A 20,646-nucleotide genomic window follows, 5' to 3' on the forward strand; every position below is an offset into this window, starting at 1 on the left:
TAGTATGAGTTAATATATATATAGAAGAGTTTTTGCAGCTAAGGGATAATATCCCTAACGAGAGGAGAAAAATTTTTGAAGGAGAACATAGAATTTGTCCATCTTCATGTACACACCCAATACAGCCTTCTGGATGGATTTTCAAGGATAGACAAGTTGATTGAAAGGGCCAAGGAACTTGGAATGAGTTCATTGGCAATAACAGATCACGGGTGTATGTTTGGCGTGATAGACTTTTACAAGAAGGCCATTAAAGAGGGGATAAAGCCCATAATAGGCTGTGAAGTCTATAATGCAACAAGGGGTATGGATGATAAGGAGCCCCATTATGACAGATTCCCAGGCCATCTGATACTGCTGGCGAAAAACATGACTGGATATAAAAATCTTATAAAACTGGTGTCGCTGGGATATACGAGAGGTTTTTACTACAAACCTCGGATAGATTTTAAAATACTGGAAAAATACAGTGAAGGACTCATATGCACAAGTGCCTGTCTTGCAGGCGACATACAGCAGCTCATATTAAAGGGAAACTACTACAAGGCAAAAAGGGTTGCCGAGAGGCTGAATTCAATATTTGGACAGGGGAATTTTTACCTTGAGATACAAGACCACGGCATAAAGGAAGAAAAACACGTGAACATGTCGCTTCTGAGAATGTCAAAGGAAACTGGCATACCGCTTGTGGCTACAAATGACGTTCACTATGTGAAAAGGGAAGATTCACAGAATCACGACATTCTTCTTTGCATACAGACTGGTAAAACAGTAAGCGATGAAAACAGAATGAAATTTCCAACTAATGAGTTTTATCTCAAGTCGCCTCAGGAAATGGCCGCTGAATTTAAAAAATTTCCGGGGGCTGTTGAAAACAGCGTGAAAATAGCAAAGATGTGTGAGCTTGAATTCGATTTCAACCAGATACACCTTCCGGAATTTGACGTTCCACCGGAATACTCAAAGGCTCAGTACTTTATAGAGCTTTGCAGGAAGGGCCTCGAAAAAAAGGTTGGAAAGGGAAACAAGGAGTACGAGGAAAGGCTTGAATATGAGATAAATGTAATTCAGGAAATGGGATATGTGGAGTATTTCCTCATAGTCTGGGACTTCATCAAATTTGCAAAAGGCAAAGACATAATGGTAGGGCCTGGAAGAGGGTCTGCGGCAGGGTCTCTGGTTTCGTACGTGCTGGAGATAACTGATATAGATCCGCTGAAGTACGGGCTTATATTTGAAAGATTTTTGAATCCAGAAAGGGTTTCAATGCCGGATATAGATATAGATTTTTGCTATGAAAGACGTGAGGAAGTAATAGACTATGTAAAGCAGAAGTATGGAGAGGACCATGTCGCACAGATCATAACATTTGGAACGCTAGGCGCAAAAGCGGCAATAAGGGATGTCGGCAGAGTCCTGGACATAGCGTATTCGGATGTAGACAAGATAGCAAAGCAAATACCTTTCGCTATTGGCATGAACATAGACAAGGCTCTTGAGGTGAATCCGGAGCTTCGAAAAATGTATGAAGGCCAGAAAGAGGTAAAGAGCATAGTGGATACTTCAAGGGAGCTTGAAGGGCTTCCAAGACATGCATCGACACATGCGGCGGGGGTTGTTATATCAAAGGATACGGTTGACAGCTACGTTCCGCTTTACATGCATGAACAGTCGGTGACCACGCAGTTCCCTATGACAACGCTTGAAGAGCTAGGTCTTTTGAAAATGGACTTTCTGGGTCTCAGAACCCTTACGGTAATAAGGGATGCAATAGAAAACATAAGAGTAGCAGGCGGCGATAAAATAGATTTTGAAAACAGCTGCTACGATGACAGGAAGGTATATGAGCTTCTCAGTTCGGGAAACACTATGGGTGTATTCCAGCTTGAGGGCAAGGGCATGAGGCAGTTCATGAAAGAGCTAAAGCCCGATAATTTCGAGGACATAGTTGCCGGAATCTCACTTTACAGACCAGGCCCTATGGATTCGATTCCGACATATATAAGAAACAAGAACAATACAGAAGCTGTTGAATACCTGCATAAAAAAATGGAGCCAATACTGAATGTCACTTATGGATGTCTTGTATACCAGGAGCAAGTAATGCAGACGGTAAGGGATCTTGCAGGGTACTCGTATGGAAGAAGTGACATAGTGAGGCGTGCCATGGGCAAAAAGAAAATGGACGTCATGGAAAAGGAAAGACAGTATTTCATACATGGAAAGACAAATGAAAATGGCAATATAGAGATAGAGGGCTGCGTCAGAAATGGAGTGCCTGAGGATATTGCAGACAAGATATATAACGACATGATAGATTTTGCAAAATATGCATTCAACAAATCCCATGCTGCCGCATATGGAGTGCTTGCATACCAGACGGCATACCTAAAGGCCCATTATCCTGTAGAATTCATGGCTGCTCTTATGACCAGCATAATGGGAAATACAGATAAAGTGGTCCAGTATATAAGGGACTGCGGTGAGATGGGAATAGAAGTGCTAAAGCCTGACATTAACAAGAGCTTTAGAAAGTTTGCCGTTGAAGATGGAAACATAAGATTTGGGCTTGCGGCAGTTAAAAATGTAGGAGAAAAGGTAATAGACGCAATAGTCGAAGAAAGAGAAAAGTCTGGGCAGTTCAAAAACTTTGTGGATTTTTGCAAGAGGGTGGATTCTAAGGACCTCAACAAGAGGGTCATTGAATCGCTTATAAAGTGTGGGGCTTTTGAAGGGCTCCACGAAAACAGGGCGCAGCTAATGGCGGGGTATGAAAAAATACTGGACAGCATAGTGTCTGACAGAAAGAAAAACCTTTCGGGACAGATATCGCTGTTTGACATGATACAAAACAATGTAAATAAAAAAAGAGGCGATGAATATACGCTGCCGGATGTTGAAGAGTTTAATGAAAGGGACAGGCTCTTCATGGAAAAAGAAGTTCTGGGGCTTTATGTGAGTGGACATCCACTTTCTGAATACACAAAAGAGATAGCGCTTAATGCAAGTATTACAACAGAGGAAATCAATGAAGCTTCCGAGGATCATGAAAAAGCACTTAGAATGGACAATAAGAGCGTAAGGCTTGGAGGAATGATTGCTGGCAAAACAGTCAAAACTACGAAAAACCACAGTATTATGGCATTTGCGCAAATAGAGGATATGTATTCATCTGTTGAAGTTATAATTTTTCCGAGAGTTTACGAAAAATATATGGATATTATAGATGAAGATTCAATTGTGTATGTCGAGGGAACGCTTACGGTAAAGGAAGATGAGGGAATAAAGATAATAGCACAAAAATTCGAGCAGGTGAAAAAGATGGACTGCAGAGGATTTTATATCAAACTTGAAAGCATAGATGAAAAGGAGACAATAGGGAAAATAGACGAGATACTCAGAAATTTTGAAGGTACGTCGCCCGTATTCATATACGGAGAAAAGGAAAAGCGCCTTTTCAAGTCGAAATCGGGAGTGAAAGTTAGAATAAATGAACAATTAAAAAAAGAGATAGGCACAGTGATAGGAAAAGAGAATATTAGGGTAAAAGAATTATAAATTTTAAAACAAAGCTGAAAAAGACTGTCGGAATTTGATTGTCATTTTCAGCTTTAAATTCTTGCGATAATCAAAAAAATAAGTTTTCAATGGAATTCTGGAGCATTGTATTTTGGATGCTGAATAACGATTGATAAAAAATATTTTTGTACGACTGCCCGCATGACAAAAATAGGAAAATGAAATATAATCTGCGATTAGAAATGTTTTTTATTTAACCAAACAATATATGTAATTAAGCCGGTAGAGCATATGAATACATGGGAAGCAGGAGGGATGCATAGAGTATGAAAACAATAGCTGTTTTGACAAGCGGAGGGGATGCTCCGGGTATGAATGCTGCAATAAGAGCCGTGGCAAGATATGCAATGCACAAGGGATGCAAGGTTTATGGCGTCAACAGAGGATACAGGGGTCTTATAGAAGGGGATCTTGAAGAAATGAATCTTCTTTCGGTATGTGACATAATACATAGAGGGGGAACGATACTCAGATCTGCAAGAAGTGAAGAATTTATGACTGTGGAAGGCAGAAATCAGGCGGCTACAGTACTTAAAATTTTCGGGGTCGACGGACTCGTAGTCATAGGCGGAGATGGAACGTTCAGAGGAGCAAGAGAGCTGAGCAATATGGGCATACCTACAATAGGAATCCCGGGAACTATAGATAATGACCTTGCATATACAGACTACACCATAGGATTCGACACTGCGGTGAACACGGTTTTAGATGCCATAGGCAAGCTCAGGGATACATCATCTTCGCACGAAAGAGTGAGCATAATAGAGGTGATGGGCAGGAACTGCGGAGACATAGCTGTTTTTTCGGGGCTTGCAGGAGGTGCGGAAAAGGTCATAATTCCTGAAATAGACTGGAATATAGATGAAATATGCAAAGATCTTTTGAAAAGCAAAAACAAGGGAAAGATGCAAAGTATTATAATACTTTCAGAAGGAGTTGGAAAGGCCCAAGATCTTGCCGACCAGATAAGTGAAAAGACTAGAATGGAGTGCAGGGCTACTGTCCTCGGCCACATACAAAGAGGCGGCTCACCTACGGGTTTTGACAGGGTGCTTGCGTCTAAAATGGGAGCAAAGGCTGTACAGCTGATTATGGAAGATAAAACATCCAGAGTAATAGGGATAAAGGACAACAATATATTTGATATGGATATATATGAAGCTCTTGAAATGGAGAAAACTTTTCCAGAGGGGCTTTACGAACTTACGGACATACTTTCAAATTAAGCGGCTGTAAAAGATTATAACTTAGGAGGGGAACATGTCGCACAGAAAAAAGACTAAAATAGTTTCCACAATTGGACCTGCAAGTGAAAATGATGACACTTTAAGGCAGATGTTTTCAAAGGGGGTCAATGTATGCAGGCTTAATTTCTCTCATGGAACTCACGAAGAACACAGGGGAAGAATGGAAACAATTAAAAGAGTAAGAAATGAGATGAAACTTCCCGTGGCGATAATGCTCGATACAAAAGGACCTGAGATAAGGGTGGGCAAATTCAAAAATGGAAAAGTACTGCTTGCCCAGGGGCAAAAGTTCACATTGACCACAAAAGACATTCTAGGAGATGAGAGCATCTGCAGTGTAAGCTATAATGAAATATCAAAAGACGTATCCGTAGGAGATACCGTACTTATAGACGATGGACTTGTATCTTTAATTGTTGAAGAAAAATCGCAATATGAGCTTTTGTGCACAGTCCAAAACGGAGGTGAGGTTTCAGACAGAAAAGGGGTAAATATACCAGGTGCGAGAATAAACCTTCCTGCGGTCACTCAAAAAGACAGGGAAGACATAATATTCGGTATTGAAAATGGCATAGATTTTGTCGCGGCATCATTCATAAGAAAAGCCGAGGATGTGCTAGACATAAGAAGGGTTCTTGAGGAAAATGGAGGGAATGACATAAGCGTAATTTCCAAAATAGAAAATGCCGAGGGCGTGGAAAATGCAGATGAGATACTCCAGGTTTCTGACGGGCTGATGGTTGCAAGAGGGGATCTTGGAGTTGAAATTTTGCCTGAAGAAGTTCCACTGGTTCAAAAGGAACTCATAAGAAAATGCAATAGAGTGGGAAAACCTGTCATAACAGCTACGCAGATGCTGGATTCGATGATCAGGAACCCAAGGCCCACAAGGGCGGAGGTTGCAGATGTAGCAAATGCAATATTTGATGGAACTGATGCAATAATGCTTTCGGGGGAGACTGCCATAGGGTCGTACCCTGTTGATGCGGTATCAACAATGAGTAAAATAGCCCTTAGAATAGAGGCATCCCCAGAGTATATAGCGCTCATGGAAAAGGAAGAGGGCAAAAGGGAAGAAAATACTACTGTTACAAATGCTGTGAGCCATGCGACATGCACCAGTGCGAGGGAACTTGGTGCCAGCGCTATAATAACTGTAACAGCTTCAGGGCTTACGGCCAGCATGGTATCGCGCTTTAAGCCGGTGGCCCCGATAATAGCGGTGACATCTTTTGAAAAAGTGACTAGGAAGCTGTCTTTAGTATGGGGCGTAGAATCCGTGCTTTCAAAAGAATTTGAATCGACGGACAAGCTGGTTGAAGATGCGATAGCATGCGCTCTTGATGAAAAACATATAAATGCAGGAGACCTAGTCGTTATAACGGCCGGAGTACCTGTAGGAGGAGTAGGTGGAACTAATATAATGAAAGTACACATAGTTGCGGAGATAATAACAAGGGGAGTGGGAATAGGAAAAGAGTCAATAGAAGGAAAAGCATGCGTGGTGCCACATGGCCAAGACGTGTCTAACAGCTTTAAAAAGGGCTGCATACTGGTAGCTAGGACTACCGATATAGATTATAACAGGTATATACAAGACTCTCTTGCTGTGATAATAGAAGAAGGAGGGCTTACAAGCCATGCGGCCCTTGTTGCACTTCATATGGGTAAGCCTGTAATAGTAGGTGCAAAAGATGCTACCAAGCTTATAAAAAGCGGAGATACTATAACGCTGGATACATCAAAAGGAGTGGTGTATATGGGGAGTGCAAGCGTACTGTAACAGCAGAATCGTTAATAAATAAACCAAAGATGTGCTGATTTGCGTTAAAAAAGAGAGTAGATTTGTTAAAAAACAGAACTTGATTGAAAATAAACGCAAATCAGACGATTCGGAAAAAGAGAAGGTGAGAGGATCTCTTTAAATATGAAAAAATATTATCGTAAGATAATTGTTTTTAAAATGCAGAATTTGAATTTTGGTCTTGAATTTCAAAAAAATGGATTAGGCATACTGATAACAACGGATTTCCAATAAAACAAGCTTATAGACAGTTGTTTCAGGAGGTGGAAACCTTCAAAAAATAAAGAAAAAAATCAAAAATAATTTAAAATAAATATTTTTTGATTTTTTTTAATACAAACATAAAATTCTAAAAATATTGAAAATTCAATACAAATGAAATATTTTCTGCGTAAAAATAAAATTATGTAAGTTTCAGAAAAGTAAAAATAGTTTGTTAAAAGGTGCGAAACAGGGTATAATCTACATGAACTGAAAAAAATTCTTTTAAGGAGGGGATTTTTTAATGAGTGAATCAAGAGAACAATGGGGCTCCAAGATTGGTCTTATATTTGCCATGGCAGGTAACGCTATAGGACTAGGAAACTTCTGGAGATTCCCGTATCAGGCTGCCAGCAACGGTGGGGGCGCTTTCATGATCCCTTATTTTGCCGCACTTATTATCATAGGTATACCGATCATGTTGATTGAGTGGAACCTCGGCCGTTACGGTGGAAAGTATGGACATGGAACACTTGCACCAATGGTTTATCTTCAAGCTAGAGAGGGTGTTAAGCCTAAAACGGCTGCAGTGCTTGGAGCAATTGCAGGAATGATGGCATTTGCAGTAACGCTTCTAGTTAACTCGTATTACCTTCAAATTATCGGATGGACTCTTGGATACAGTTATCTTTCAGTAAGTGGAGGATACATGGATGCTGCCAAGAGTACAGGGGAAGTATTTGTAAACTATATCCAGACTCCAGGACTAGTGTTTACATTCTGGATAATAGCACTTGCTATGCTTGGATATACAGTAATGAAGGGAGTGCAAAAGGGTATAGAGACATGGGCTAAGATAATGATGCCTATTCTTTATATATTTGGTATAGTGCTTGCGGTTAGAGCGCTTACTATAGGAAGCCCTGTAAACCCTGACTGGTCTTCTATGAAAGGCCTTAGCTACATCTGGAATCCTGACTTTTCAGCGCTGAGCTGGAAATCTGCAATAGCTGCAGCAGGCCAGATATTCTTCACACTTTCAATAGGAATGGGTATAATATGTAACTATGCTTCATACCTTCAGCCAGACGATGACGTTGTAGTTTCTTCGTTTGCGACAATATCTCTTAACGAGTTTGCGGAGATAATACTTGGCGGTACAGCGGTTATACCTATAGCTTACGCATTCATGGGACCTGACGGAGTTGGAGCAGGTGTTGGACTTTCGTTCATAGCGCTTCCAAACGTATTCAGAGCCATGGGCGGAGGCCAGTTCGTAGGTGCGCTTTGGTTCCTTCTTCTATTCTTCGCTGGATTTACATCAGCTATAGCGATGTACAACTATCTTGTTGCACTTCTTGAAGAAGATCTTGGAATTACAAGGGTTAAGGGCGCGATGATAATGTTCTTCGCATATATAGCAGTTGGACTACCAGTTGGACTAGAGCCTGTTTTGACTAAGACGGCAGACCTTGCTTACCTTACAGAGGTTGACAACTGGGTTGGATCATACCTTCTTATAGTTCTTGGACTTGTTGAAATATGCGTTGTTGCATTCCTTATGGGAGACAAGGCTCTTGAGGAGATAAACAGAGGTGGAATATGGCAGATACCATCGTGGTTCTTCAATGTTTTCCACAAATTCCTTACACCTATATCGATAGCGATACTTCTTATATTCTCTACGCTTGACTATATCAAGGCGGGGTACTTCAGAGCAGTTCCGTCGTTTGTTGAGAACTCTCCGATACTTGTGCCTTGGGTAAACGGAGCTAGAGTTGTAATAATTGTAGTTCTTGTAGCAGGATTCATGCAGTCGTACAAGTCTATAAAGACTAAGTACGCTAAAGAGCTCTCTGAAAATGAAGTATCAATTCGAGTAGGATAATAGAGAGGGAGGGATCAGTAATATGACTGGTGCAGCATTAGGTTTCATGATAACCATATGGACTATAATATTAGTAGCTATATTTGTGTCCCTTAACGCTCTTCTTAAAGGAGAGGCTGCTAAGGCGGCAAAAAAATAAACTGAATAAAAACCCCACCTGTAAAGGTGGGGTTTTATGTTTAAGTAGTATTGGGTCAGGTCGACAAAATTTGTAATTTGAGGTATTATAAATATAAGTTGTGAGATTTATTATGCAATCATACTAATACTATTATGAGAGGTGGTACTATGAAGGCTTCAGAACTCGTTACAGTACTTGACGGACTTATTAAAAAGATAGACGAAACAGGTCTTTTGCCACAAAAAAACAAGAACCAGTTTCTTGGAGAGCTGACATCAATAAAAACGGAGTATGAAAATGTAGAAGTTCCCGAGGATCTTAAGGAAGTGTATACATCGCTCTACAAGAAGGGAAGAGAACTTCAAAAGCTTTTCAAGTCGGATGAGAACGCAAAAGAGCTTGTTGACAAGATAAAATACTATATAAGGTATTTGAAAGCGGCAAGAGCGGATTTCAAAGGGGAGTCGTCGTATATAGGAAAGTATTTCAGAGTGTTTGTAATAACTTCTGTACTATTTCTGGCGCTTTCGCCTCAGTATTTTGGATTTGTGCTGGCAGCAGTTATGTTTGTACCCATATTCATGGGGATAAAGGGGATAAGAAAAAGGTCTTACCATGGATTCATCATGAGCCTTGCGGTAATACCTGTGGGAATAATGACTGCGGCGTATTGGCTTAAATATGGAATATACGTAATGAATAACTATCAGGAAGCAATACAGTCCATAATGCAGTCTACGGGAAGAGGTGCAGGCTTTTCTCAAATGCTTGCAACAGTTCCGCCTATTTTGGGAATCGTGCTTTTCGCTGCTGCGTTTATGCAGGGATTCAGGGCCTATAAGAGCAAGGACCTGTTTGTTTAATACCTAAGAGGCAGGATTTGCATCTGGTGCAAGGCTGAAACATTTAAAATTGTTGTTGAAAACATATATTTTTTAAAATTAAAATATTATTTGAAGGATTATAGGGAATCTTATGGCTTGAAATAAGATTCCCTTGTTTTTTAGATTGATTTGAAGTCAAGGAGTGTTAATACATGATAAATGAAAATGGAAAATATGAAATTGAAATAGTGGATTTTACGGACAAGGGCTGTGGCATAGGAAGACTGGACGGACTTGCGGTATTTGTGGAAGGGGCTGTTCCAAAGGACAGGGTGATTGTAGAGATAACCAAGCTCAAGAAAAACTATGCCCAGGCAAAACTTGTGGATATTATTGAAAAGTCACCGCTTAGAGTGGAGCCGGCATGCGAAATAGCAGGCATCTGCGGAGGATGCCAGATAATGCATGTTGGCTATGAATCTCAACTAGACATAAAGAGCGAAAGTGTAAGACAGACCCTAAAGAGGATAGGCGGAGTGGATGAAAGCCTTGTAAACGAAATAATAGGCATGGAAAACCCTTACGGATACAGAAACAAGGCCCAGTTTCCTGTGGGAGTCCAAAATGGAGAAGCCGCATTAGGGTTTTACAAAAAGGGTTCGCATGAGATAGTGCCTTGCAGCAAATGCAGTATACAGCATGATATAAACGAAAAGATTACAGCCATAGTCAAAGAATATATAAATGAAAATTCAATAGAGGTGTATGATGAAAGGTTCCATAAGGGGAACATGAGGCATGTAGTCACAAAAATAGGTTTTACAACCGGAGAAATAATGGTTGTGCTCGTAACTAAAGCTGCGGCAAGGCTTAAAGGAGTCGAAAAACTTGTAGACATGCTTAAAAACGAGATTCCGGGCCTTAGGACCGTGGTTCAAAACATAAATCCCGACAAGACAAACAGGATACTTGGATTTAAAAACAAGACCATACATGGGGACGGAATAATAAATGACTATATAGGGGAGCTGAAGTTCAACATATCGCCGCTTTCGTTCTTTCAGGTCAACCCTGTGCAGACTAAGGTGCTCTATGGCAAGGCCCTCGAATATGCACAGCTTGAGGGTGAAGAGACCGTATTTGACATATACAGCGGGATAGGCACCATATCACTTTTCCTATCGCAAAAGGCAAAAAAGGTGATAGGCGTTGAGATTGTAGAGGATGCGGTAAGGGATGCAGCTGAAAATGCAAAGCTAAACGGCATAGAAAATGCTGAGTTTTATGCTGGGAAAGCTGAAGAAGTCATACCAAATCTGTATAAGCAGGGAATAAGGGCAGACGTCGCGGTTGTAGACCCTCCAAGGAAGGGCTGTGATGAAAGGGTGCTGTCTGTTCTTTCGAGCATGCAGGCCAAGAGAATAGTATATGTATCATGCAATCCTGCGACCCTTGCAAGGGATGCGAAGTATCTTGAGGAAAATGGATATACTGTCGAAAATGTACAGCCTGTAGACATGTTCCCTCATACGATGCATACGGAAGTTGTATGCAGCTTTAAAAGGGTATAATAAGGTGTAATAGCAATAAGTCAAAGCATTGAAAGGGGAATAAGCATGAACAAACTTCAGGAGCTTTTGGATTACAATAAGAGTTTTGTGGAAAACAGTGAATATGAAAAATACAGGACTACAAAATATCCGGAAAAAAAGATGGTAATACTTTCATGCATGGATACAAGGCTTACAGAGCTTCTTCCAAGGGCAATTGGAATTAAAAATGGAGATGCAAAGTTTGTCAAAAATGCCGGAGCAGTTGTAACGCATCCGTTTGGAAGTATAATGAGAAGCATACTTGTGGCAATATACGAGCTGGGTTCAGAAGAGGTATTTGTAATAGGACATCATGGCTGCGGAATGAGCAACCTGAATTCTTCGGAAGTTATAAAAAAAATGGAGGAGAGGGGAGTGTCGAAAGACACTCTGTTGACACTTGAATATTCTGGAATAGATATTGGAAGTTGGCTTCACGGATTCGACTGTGTAGTTGATTCGGTCAAAGAAAGCGTATCTGCAATAAAAAACCATCCTCTGATTCCAAAAGATGTGTCTGTGCATGGGCTTATAATGGATCCGGAAACCGGTGGAATAGAAGTGGTGGTAGACGGGTATATGGAAAAATAAATTGAATATCAATCTAAATAAAGGGCGAATTCGCCCTTTATTTTTATAGTCGTGTGAAAATGGGCGGTTGAATGATTGAATTTATATTGAAAAGGTATAATATAAGGATGAAACAAATCAGCAGGGCAGAATTCGTAGTAAATAGGAACTGTTGAAAACTCGATCTCTTGAATGATACACTAATCGAAAATACAATGCGATTTTGTTGAAAATTATTGTTTTGTACGAAAATCAAAAAAGGGGGACGAAATATGAATATAAAAGGAAAGATTTCTTCGGCTATAATTTCAATGATACTGGTGTCTGTACTTATAACGGGAATGATTACTTACTTTAAGGCAACGGGTACGATAACAGGCATTACTCAAGAATCAATGGGACAAAACATAGGCACCAATATAAGAATAATTCAGTCCATAATAGAAAAGGAAAAGAGAAATGTATCGCTTATGGCAGAGCAAGATGAGATAGCCAGATTGCTCGAAATAAAAAACGCAGGCCAGGATTCGGAGGAATTGACGGCATATATAAATGGCAAGCTGTCTGAAATTTCAGATGAAGCTGGCAACCTGGAGCATATATTTGTCGCAGATTCTTCGAACACAATAGTCGCTGACAGCAATACAGATCTCATGGGTGCCGATCTTAGCGACAGAAACTACGCAAGAAGGGCACTAGAATCAGGGGAAGTAACTATAAGTGAGACTTTAAAGTCAAAAGCTACAGGAGCATATATATTGGCATTTGTGGCTCCGGTAAAAAATGGAAATTCGAATGTCATAGGCTTTGTTGGAACTGCAGTCTATGCAGAAAGCCTGATAAAATATCTTGCAGATGTCAAAATACTGGACTTTGAATCAAGCTATGCATATCTAGTTGATAAAACTTCGGCTATGATATACCATCCAACAAAAGACAAGATAGGCAAGCCTGTTGAAAACAGCATAATAAAAGGAGTTGTAGAAAGGGTTGAATCAGGCGAAAATGTAGGTACGGAGTCTGCAGAATATGACTACAAAGGTGAAAGAAAGATTTGCGTGTATAGCGTGATTCCAGAGACGGGATGGACACTCGTTTTGACAGGGAATATGTCAGAAATAAAGGCCCCTGTTAACAGCATGGGAATGTATGTGGCCATAGTGGGCATTGCAGCTATATTTATATCGCTTGCAATAGGACTTGCAGTGTCAAAAAAAATATCCAGCCCTATACTCAAAATCACTGAGCTTATTGAAGAAACAGCACAATTGGACCTTGGTTCTGACGATAAATATGAGTATCTTAAAAATAACAAGGATGAGACCGGAGTAATTGCAAATGCGACATTAAATACAAGGCGGGCGCTGAGAGAGATGGCACAAAGACTAATAACGGTGTCTAAAGAGATATATGTAAACGCAGAAAAAGCCGACAGGTATTCGGTTGTCATGGAGAAAAATGCTCAAGAAAATTCAGTAACGACCCAGCAGCTTTCAGCGGGAATGGAAGAGACTGCGGCATCTACAGAGGAGATAACGGCTTCGATAGAAGAAGTGAACTCAAATGTGTCAATAATAGCTGAAAAGACTAGAGACGGCGCGCAGGTTTCAAACCAGATAATAAAAAGGGCTACAGAACTTAAAGAAGAAGCCATGAAATCCACACAAAACGCCAAGAGCATATATGATGATGTGAAGGGTGAAGTAGAAAATGCCATAGAAGAGTCAAGAAGAATATCGCAGATAAACATACTTACAGATACTATTTTGGGTATAACAGCCCAGACAAACCTTTTGGCGCTTAATGCGGCAATAGAAGCGGCAAGAGCAGGAGAAGCTGGAAAGGGGTTTGCGGTTGTTGCGGATGAGATAAGAAAACTGGCGGAGGAATCTTCAAAGACAGCTGTCGGGATACAAGACATTGCATCTGGAGTTTATTCTTCTGTTGGAAATATGAAAGACAATTCAGAGGCGCTACTTAAATTTATAGAAGAAAAGGTGCTTGTGGATTATGAAAAATTTATAGGTGTCAGCGAACAGTACGACAAAGATGCACATACAGTAAATTCGATAATGGCTGAATTTGACAAGGCGGCAGAGCAGCTGGATGTATCTATATCGAGCATAGCCATAGCTATAAATGAGGTTGCCGCCACAGTTGGCGAAGGAGCTAGAGGCATTCAGGATATAGCAGAAAAAACAGCTGAAATAGTCGAAAACAGCATTGGAGTGTCAAAAATAGCGGATGAAAACATTGGAAGCGCAAGGAATCTCCAAAGCCTCGTAGACAGGTTTAAAATATAGTCAATTATAAGCCCCCAAACAAAATCACTTTTGGGGGCTTTATTTGAGTTTTGGCAAATCAATCTGTGAATATTGTTTTGTATGTAATATAATTGAATATATTAGATATACAAATTGTTTTATAGGTTGTCGATTATGTAAACGGGGGGATTAAATTGAAAACTAATGAAAAACTGGCACTGCTCAGAAAAAAGATGAAAAAAAAGGGATTGGATGCGTATATAATTCCAAGTTCGGACCCTCATAAGAGCGAATATGTTACAAAGCGATATGAATCCAGGAAGTGGCTTTCGGGTTTCACGGGTTCAGCAGGAACGCTTGTCGTAACTGCAGAGGAAAGCGGGCTTTGGACTGACGGAAGATATTACATACAGGCTGAGGAGGAACTTTCAGGAAGCGATATAAAGCTTTTCAAGATGATGCAGCCGGGAGTTCCTTCGTATACGGATTGGATTTGTAGCAGGCTTGATTCAGGCTCATGCGTAGGGTTTGACAGCGGTGTATTTTCTGTAGACGAAGTTAAAAGGATGAATAAAAAATTTTCGCCGTCTAAAATTAGAATAAATGGAGAACATGATCTTTTAGATGAGATATGGGAGGATAGGCCGCAGCTTCCGACAAATGAAATATTTGTGCATGAGTTAAAATATGCAGGCTTGTCGCCAGTTCAAAAGCTGGAAAAGGTAAGAACTAAAATGTCCGAATCAGGGACTGACTGCTACATAATGTCATCGCTTCACGACATAGCGTGGCTTTTCAACCTCAGAGGCCATGATGTGAAAAACAATCCTGTATTCATGGCGTATGCAATTATAGAAAAAGAAAAGGCTGTATTGTTTGTTGAAAAGAAAAAAATTACTGAAAGCGTTAAAAATCACCTTGATGAAAATGGCGTGGAAGTAAAGGGGTACTCGAAAATTGAAAAAGCCATAAAAAATATAGATGGGAAGAACACTGTATTTTTTGACCCTAAAAAGGTGAGCTGGAGACTGTATGACATACTTCCGAAAACATGCAAAGCTCTAAATGGGGAAGACATAGTAGAGAATATGAAGGCGGTAAAGAGCGAGAGCGAGATTCGAAACATAAGAAACTGCCAGGTAAGAGATGCGGTTGCCATGGCGAAATTTTTATATTGGATTGATGCCAATGTAGGAAAAGAGGAAATGAGCGAAATATCGGTGTCTGACAAACTCGAGGAGCTTAGAAGGCAGCAGGAGCTATTCGTTGGAACAAGCTTTGACACCATATGCGCATACAAAGAGCACGCGGCTAAGATGCACTACAGTGCAAGTGAAAGCAGCCAATACACACTTGCCAAAGAAGGGTTTTTACTTGTGGACTCTGGAGGTCAGTACCTCGACGGTACCACTGATATCACAAGGACAATAGCTCTTGGAAATCTCACAGATGAGCAAAAAAGGGACTTCACACTTGTGCTTAAAGGGCATATTGCGCTTGCAAATGTTAAATTCCTGTACGGGGCTACGGGGACAAATATAGACATAATTGCAAGGCAGCCAATGTGGAAAGAGGGAATAGACTACAAATGCGGTACAGGACACGGGATTGGATATTTCCTGAGTGTTCATGAAGGTCCTCAAAGAATAAGCCAAATTATGAACAATACAGTGCTTGAAGAGGGCATGCTTTTGACTAACGAGCCGGGCATATACAGGGAAGGGAGCCATGGAATAAGAACCGAAAACACACTCCTTGTAAAAAGAGCCCAAAAGACTGAGTTTGGGCAGTTCATGGAATTTGAGACAATATCGTATTGTCCTATAGACATAAGGGCTGTAGAGGCAAACATGCTTTCTGAAGATGAGAAAAAATGGCTGAATTCATACCACAAAATGGTTTACGACAATATTGAAGTATACTTAGATGAAGATGAGAAAAAATGGCTTGAGGACATGACAAGGGAAATATAGCATCGATGATTTTAAGTTTAAGAATTTATTCAAAGTGGAATATGGAATGATCATGTGTATTTAATATTCTACAAAACTGAGAAAAGGAAGGCGCTATTGTAAATTCAAGCCTTCCTTTTTCTGTGTTTGATTTTATTCTTCATCATGTTTTGGATTGGAACTTACTATTGTGACAGCAGTGGTGAGCTCCTTCAATACATCGGCTTCAAACTGTTTTGAAAGAGACTTTACCTTATTGAACGCCTCGCCCCGTTTAGTGCGTACATATAAAGGTTGCATGTGGTTGAGCGCTAAAGCTTTCACGTCATCCATACAATTTTGACATGTGCAGATATTAGGGTGGTGTATGAGGACTTTTGGCAGTAGAATGTCAACCACTATTTCCATGTAATTCTTAATCATAAAGAATCTCCTCGTCTCAAAGTAGCATTGGTTAAATTATACACATTCATGTAAAAAATGTAAAATAAATTTATATTATGACTTAAACTTATTATAAGGCATAGAATTGCAAGGTTAAAGTTTTTGATTATGTAGCTAGAAGTTGCATTTATAAAAATGATGGAGATTTAATTCGATTATGGAAGTGGAGCACATGGTGGAAACGGGAGCGATAATGATAAAAAAATAACTAACATTGCCAGTGACCATAATCTGATTGAATATGCCACACAAGACAAAATAATACATTGTAAAACAAAGTAAAATGCAAAGTGTTTTAAAATGACAAAAAGATATTCTAAAGTGTATTTGAAATAAAAAAAGTGTATAATAATACTATGGATTAATTTTGGATAATTAAAAATATTTATTGTAATAGGAGTTTTTTCAATTGGGAATTATATTATTGGATTTAAAAACCTATCGGAAGGAGGACTTGGGCATTATTTTTGTTTAAATGCTATTATATGTGGGTTAAAATAATGACATGAAAATTATTTGTAGTAGGTGAAGGAGGACTAGCATGGGCAGGGGTAGTAAATTTAAAATGAGTGGAATAAGGGCAAAGCTTATAGCATATGTGCTTTTATCAATAATAATTCCGCTTGGGATATATGGATATTTTTCATATAACAAGGCATATGAATTGCTTGAAGACAAGCTCATAATCACAAGTCAGCAGACAATAAGCGAGACTGAAAAGCAGATAGACATGCTCGTAAACGATATGAAATATCAGCTTATGGCTTTGGCTGAAAACTCTGACATGAAAAATGTATACACTACAAAGGACCCTCTGATGGAGCTGGGTGCCAGAAATATTCTGGATGTAACAGAACGTCAAAATCCGAATATACTGGGTCTTTACATAGGTTTTATAGACGGACAGACATACCTTTACCCGGGGCCGGTTCCGGAAGGGTACGACCCTAGGACTAGGCAGTGGTACAAGGATGCAAATTCGTCGCCTCAGGAAGTTGTGGTTAGTGAGCCTTATGTGGATGCATTTACTGGAAAGATGGTAATAACCGTTTCGAAGACGGTATATGACGATGCAGGAGATTTTGTAGGCGTTGTGGCGGCAGATGTGGACCTTTCTGACATATCTGAAAGGCTCGGTAAAACCAAGATAGGAAGGAATGGCTATGCTTATCTTATCTCGGCCGAGGGAATCACAGTTGCCCATAGAGATGCTGAGCTGATAGGAACAGAGGAGCTTACAAAGCTTAGTTTCTGGGAAAATGCAAAGGCAAATGAATCTGGATTTGACAGATATGAATACAATGGCAAAGAAAAACTCGTTGCATATGCTACAAATAAGCAGACTGGATGGAAGATATTTGCGGCAATGGAAGAGCTGGAGCTTCTAGAGGATACAAATGTAATAAAGAACTTTGCGCTTATAGCTCTTTTAATAGGAGCGATAGCTGCTGTTGTAATATCGCTTACTGTTGCTAACAGTGTTGCAAAGCCTCTAGCAGCAGGAGTTGGGTATCTTAAGAATATGGCAGTTGGAGACTTCACGACTGAAATATCTAATGAGCATATATCGAGGAAGGATGAGATAGGAGAGATAACTAGGGCTATAAGCAGCCTTCAGGAGGATCTTAAGCTTCTCATAGGAAATATAAAGGGTTCTACAAGTACAGTTGGAGAATCTGCTACGACGCTTTCTGACATATCGCTACAGTCTACGCAGTCTGCGGAGGAAGTTGCAAAGACCATTGAGGAGATAGCAAAAGGAGCGGAAGAAGAGGCATCATATACAGAAAAAGGTGCGGTTCAGATGAATGAGATGTCGATTGCAATAGAAGGAGTTTCAGGAAAGACATCTGAAATGGGAGGAATTTCACAGGCAACTGGGGGCATGGCTAAAAAAGGTATAGACATAGTCAAAGACCTCATAGAAAAAAATGAGCAGAATATAACTGCAACCCATGAAGTCGACAAGATAGTAAACAAGGTTGCAAACGACATAGCCGGAATAGGCGGAATACTGGAGACTATAGTTTCGATAGCGGAGCAGACTAACCTTCTGGCTCTCAATGCGAATATAGAGGCTGCAAGAGCAGGCGAGCAGGGCAGGGGATTTGCGGTGGTAGCTGAGGAGGTCAGGAAACTTTCTGAAGAGTCCTCAAAATCTGCTGAAGAGATAAGAGGGATAATAACTCAGATACAAAATGGTACTGAAGAGGCTATAAAGGCCATGAAAATTTCGGACGAAGCAGTAAAAGAACAGAGCATTACAGTTGAACACACAAACGAGGTGTTTTCTGGAATATCGGATTCTATAGAAAAGCTTGTAGACCACATAAAGGAAATTGAATCCGACATGGTAAATATGACAAGGCAAAAAGAGCAACTTGAAGAAGTCATACACAACGTGGCTTCGGCAGCTGAGGAATCATCTGCAGCGGCAGAAGAGGTGTCGGCTGCTACAGAGGAGCAGCTTGCATCGATGCAGGAACTTTCAAGCAGTGCGCAGGGGCTGGAAACACTGGCTCACAAGCTTGGAGAGCAGGTGGGAAGATTTAAAATATAATAGCATGCATAAAAAATATCCGGCTGAATTCAGCCGGATATTTTTTATGCATTTTAACACTTGAACATTTTGAATTAGAGTTTTGTTGGACGGAAGCAATGGTATACGAATATCTACTGGGCAATAATAAAGGTATAGATAAATTTTATAAGCACATATTCTAGTATTAAAAATACAAATTTTACAAAAAAAATGTTTGGATATAAAATTAGTGATATAGAGTTCAACAAGATAATGAATAAAAAATGAATTTCATATGGACAGTGTTGACGTTGTAAGACTTGGCTAAAGGGCTATTGGCTTAGAGTCGGTTTTGTAAGGGTTTTTTTATGCGATTGCATTTGGACTTGCAATGGGATTTTCAACGCCTGCAGACAAGCTTATATGAAGATTTTAACAATATGATGGGGTGAGCAAATGGTGAAAAGTCTACCAGAAATATTCGATGGCTTCAGCGATGCCAGAAAAGAAGGATTTTTGAAAGTTAAAGAGCTTAAGGAAAGCGGTAAAAACGTAGTGGGAATATTTTGCACGTACACGCCAAAAGAGCTTATAATTGCGGCTGATGCAATAGCTGTTGGGCTTTGCGGAACAAGCGAGGACCCCATCCCGGCTGCTGAAAAAGAGCTTCCAAGAAACCTTTGTCCGCTTATAAAGTCAAGCTACGGGTTTGCACTTACAGACCAATGTCCATACACTTATTTTTCAGACCTTTTGGTGGGAGAGACCACGTGCGACGGCAAGAAGAAGATGTATGAGCTTTTGGGTGATATGAAGCCTATGCACATAATGCAGCTTCCGCAAAACTACAATGACAAAGAGTCTTTTGACATGTGGGAGAGCGAAATTATGAAGCTTAAAGAGAGAATGGAAGAGCAATTCGGCGTTAAGATAACTGACGAGAAGATAAGAGCTGCCATAAGACTTGTAAATGAAGAGAGAAAGGTAACTAAGGAATTTTATGAACTGTCGCTGCTGAACCCTCCTCCACTGAAGGGGCTTGACATGCAAAAAACGCTCGAGGGAATAAAATTCAAGTTTGAAAGGACTCAGATAATAGACGAGCTTAAAGCGCTTACCAAGAAGGTAAAGTCGGAATATGAGGCGGGGCACAGGCCTGTACCTGAAGACGCACCGAGGATACTTGTAACTGGATGTCCTCTAGGCGGGGTTGCAGACAAGGTCATCAAGGCCGTAGAAGACAGCGGCGGCGTAGTGGTATGCTATGAAAACTGCGGGGGTGTAAAGTCTAATGAAAGGCTTGTGGACGAGAGCAAAGACCCTTATGAGGCTATTGCTGAAAAGTATATTTCAATACCTTGCTCGGTAATGTCTCCTAATGACGACAGAATGGAACTTCTTTCTGAAATGGTTGAAAAATACAATATAGACGGAGTTGTTGAGATAATACTTCAGGCGTGCCATACGTATAATGTTGAGACTATAGAGGTTAAAAAGCGTGTGAACGGAAAGCATGGGCTTCCATACCTTTGCCTTGAGACTGACTACTCAAAATCCGATACTGGGCAGATACTTACGCGTATAGGTGCTTTCATTGAAATGATGGGATAATACAAAGCTCTTTTTACATTATAAAAAC

Annotated in this window: 12 protein-coding genes; 11 read left to right on the forward strand and 1 reads right to left on the reverse strand. The window is 40.2% G+C overall.

All coding sequences use genetic code 11. From position 1 onward, the window contains the following. The first annotated feature begins 75 nt into the window (after positions 1–75). From BUQ87_RS06495 to BUQ87_RS06535, 9 genes are all read left to right on the forward strand, one after another. Positions 76–3,558 carry a DNA polymerase III subunit alpha gene (locus BUQ87_RS06495; protein ID WP_038266148.1) on the forward strand — a complete coding sequence of 1,161 codons (3,483 nt, stop codon included), beginning with the start codon at positions 76–78 and terminating at the stop codon, positions 3,556–3,558. A gap of 287 nt (positions 3,559–3,845) precedes the next feature. Next, the gene (gene pfkA, locus BUQ87_RS06500) at positions 3,846–4,805 is read left to right on the forward strand and encodes a 6-phosphofructokinase (protein WP_038266150.1); all 960 of its coding nucleotides are present in this window, start codon (positions 3,846–3,848) and stop codon (positions 4,803–4,805) included. A gap of 34 nt (positions 4,806–4,839) precedes the next feature. Further along, complete coding sequence (gene pyk / locus BUQ87_RS06505) at positions 4,840–6,609, forward strand: pyruvate kinase (RefSeq protein ID WP_038266152.1); 1,770 nt, start codon at positions 4,840–4,842, stop codon at positions 6,607–6,609. Positions 6,610–7,135: 526 nt separating this feature from the next. After that, positions 7,136–8,719: a sodium:neurotransmitter symporter family protein gene (locus BUQ87_RS06510; protein WP_038266154.1), complete on the forward strand. Its 1,584-nt coding sequence runs from the start codon at positions 7,136–7,138 to the stop codon at positions 8,717–8,719. A 288-nt stretch (positions 8,720–9,007) separates the two neighbouring features. Then, entirely contained in the window at positions 9,008–9,703 is a 696-nt protein-coding gene (locus BUQ87_RS06515; RefSeq protein ID WP_038266157.1) for a hypothetical protein, read from the forward strand. Positions 9,704–9,876: 173 nt separating this feature from the next. Continuing rightward, positions 9,877–11,235, forward strand: a complete 1,359-nt coding sequence (gene rlmD, locus BUQ87_RS06520; RefSeq protein WP_038266160.1) for a 23S rRNA (uracil(1939)-C(5))-methyltransferase RlmD — start codon at positions 9,877–9,879, stop codon at positions 11,233–11,235. Positions 11,236–11,280: 45 nt separating this feature from the next. Further along, positions 11,281–11,847 carry a beta-class carbonic anhydrase gene (locus BUQ87_RS06525; protein WP_038266162.1) on the forward strand — a complete coding sequence of 189 codons (567 nt, stop codon included), beginning with the start codon at positions 11,281–11,283 and terminating at the stop codon, positions 11,845–11,847. 251 nt (positions 11,848–12,098) lie between these two features. Further along, positions 12,099–14,129, forward strand: coding sequence for a methyl-accepting chemotaxis protein (locus BUQ87_RS06530; protein ID WP_038266166.1), 2,031 nt, complete (start codon positions 12,099–12,101; stop codon positions 14,127–14,129). A 155-nt stretch (positions 14,130–14,284) separates the two neighbouring features. After that, the gene (locus BUQ87_RS06535; protein WP_038266168.1) at positions 14,285–16,063 is read left to right on the forward strand and encodes an aminopeptidase P family protein; all 1,779 of its coding nucleotides are present in this window, start codon (positions 14,285–14,287) and stop codon (positions 16,061–16,063) included. A 132-nt stretch (positions 16,064–16,195) separates the two neighbouring features. Here the strand turns inward: BUQ87_RS06535 and BUQ87_RS06540 are convergent, their stop codons facing one another. Continuing rightward, on the reverse strand, positions 16,196–16,465 hold the full coding sequence (locus tag BUQ87_RS06540) for a late competence development ComFB family protein (protein ID WP_038266171.1): 270 nt from the start codon (positions 16,463–16,465) through the stop codon (positions 16,196–16,198). Positions 16,466–17,027: 562 nt separating this feature from the next. On the opposite strand from BUQ87_RS06540, the gene BUQ87_RS06545 reads away from it, so the two are divergent. Together BUQ87_RS06545 and BUQ87_RS06550 are read left to right on the forward strand one after the other, a co-directional pair. Beyond that, positions 17,028–19,046 carry a methyl-accepting chemotaxis protein gene (locus tag BUQ87_RS06545; protein WP_038266174.1) on the forward strand — a complete coding sequence of 673 codons (2,019 nt, stop codon included), beginning with the start codon at positions 17,028–17,030 and terminating at the stop codon, positions 19,044–19,046. 417 nt (positions 19,047–19,463) lie between these two features. Continuing rightward, on the forward strand, positions 19,464–20,618 hold the full coding sequence (locus BUQ87_RS06550; RefSeq protein WP_038266176.1) for a double-cubane-cluster-containing anaerobic reductase: 1,155 nt from the start codon (positions 19,464–19,466) through the stop codon (positions 20,616–20,618). Positions 20,619–20,646 lie beyond the last annotated feature (28 nt).

The organism is Peptoclostridium litorale DSM 5388 (assembly GCF_900141635.1).
Lineage (GTDB): Bacteria > Bacillota > Clostridia > Peptostreptococcales > Peptostreptococcaceae > Peptoclostridium > Peptoclostridium litorale.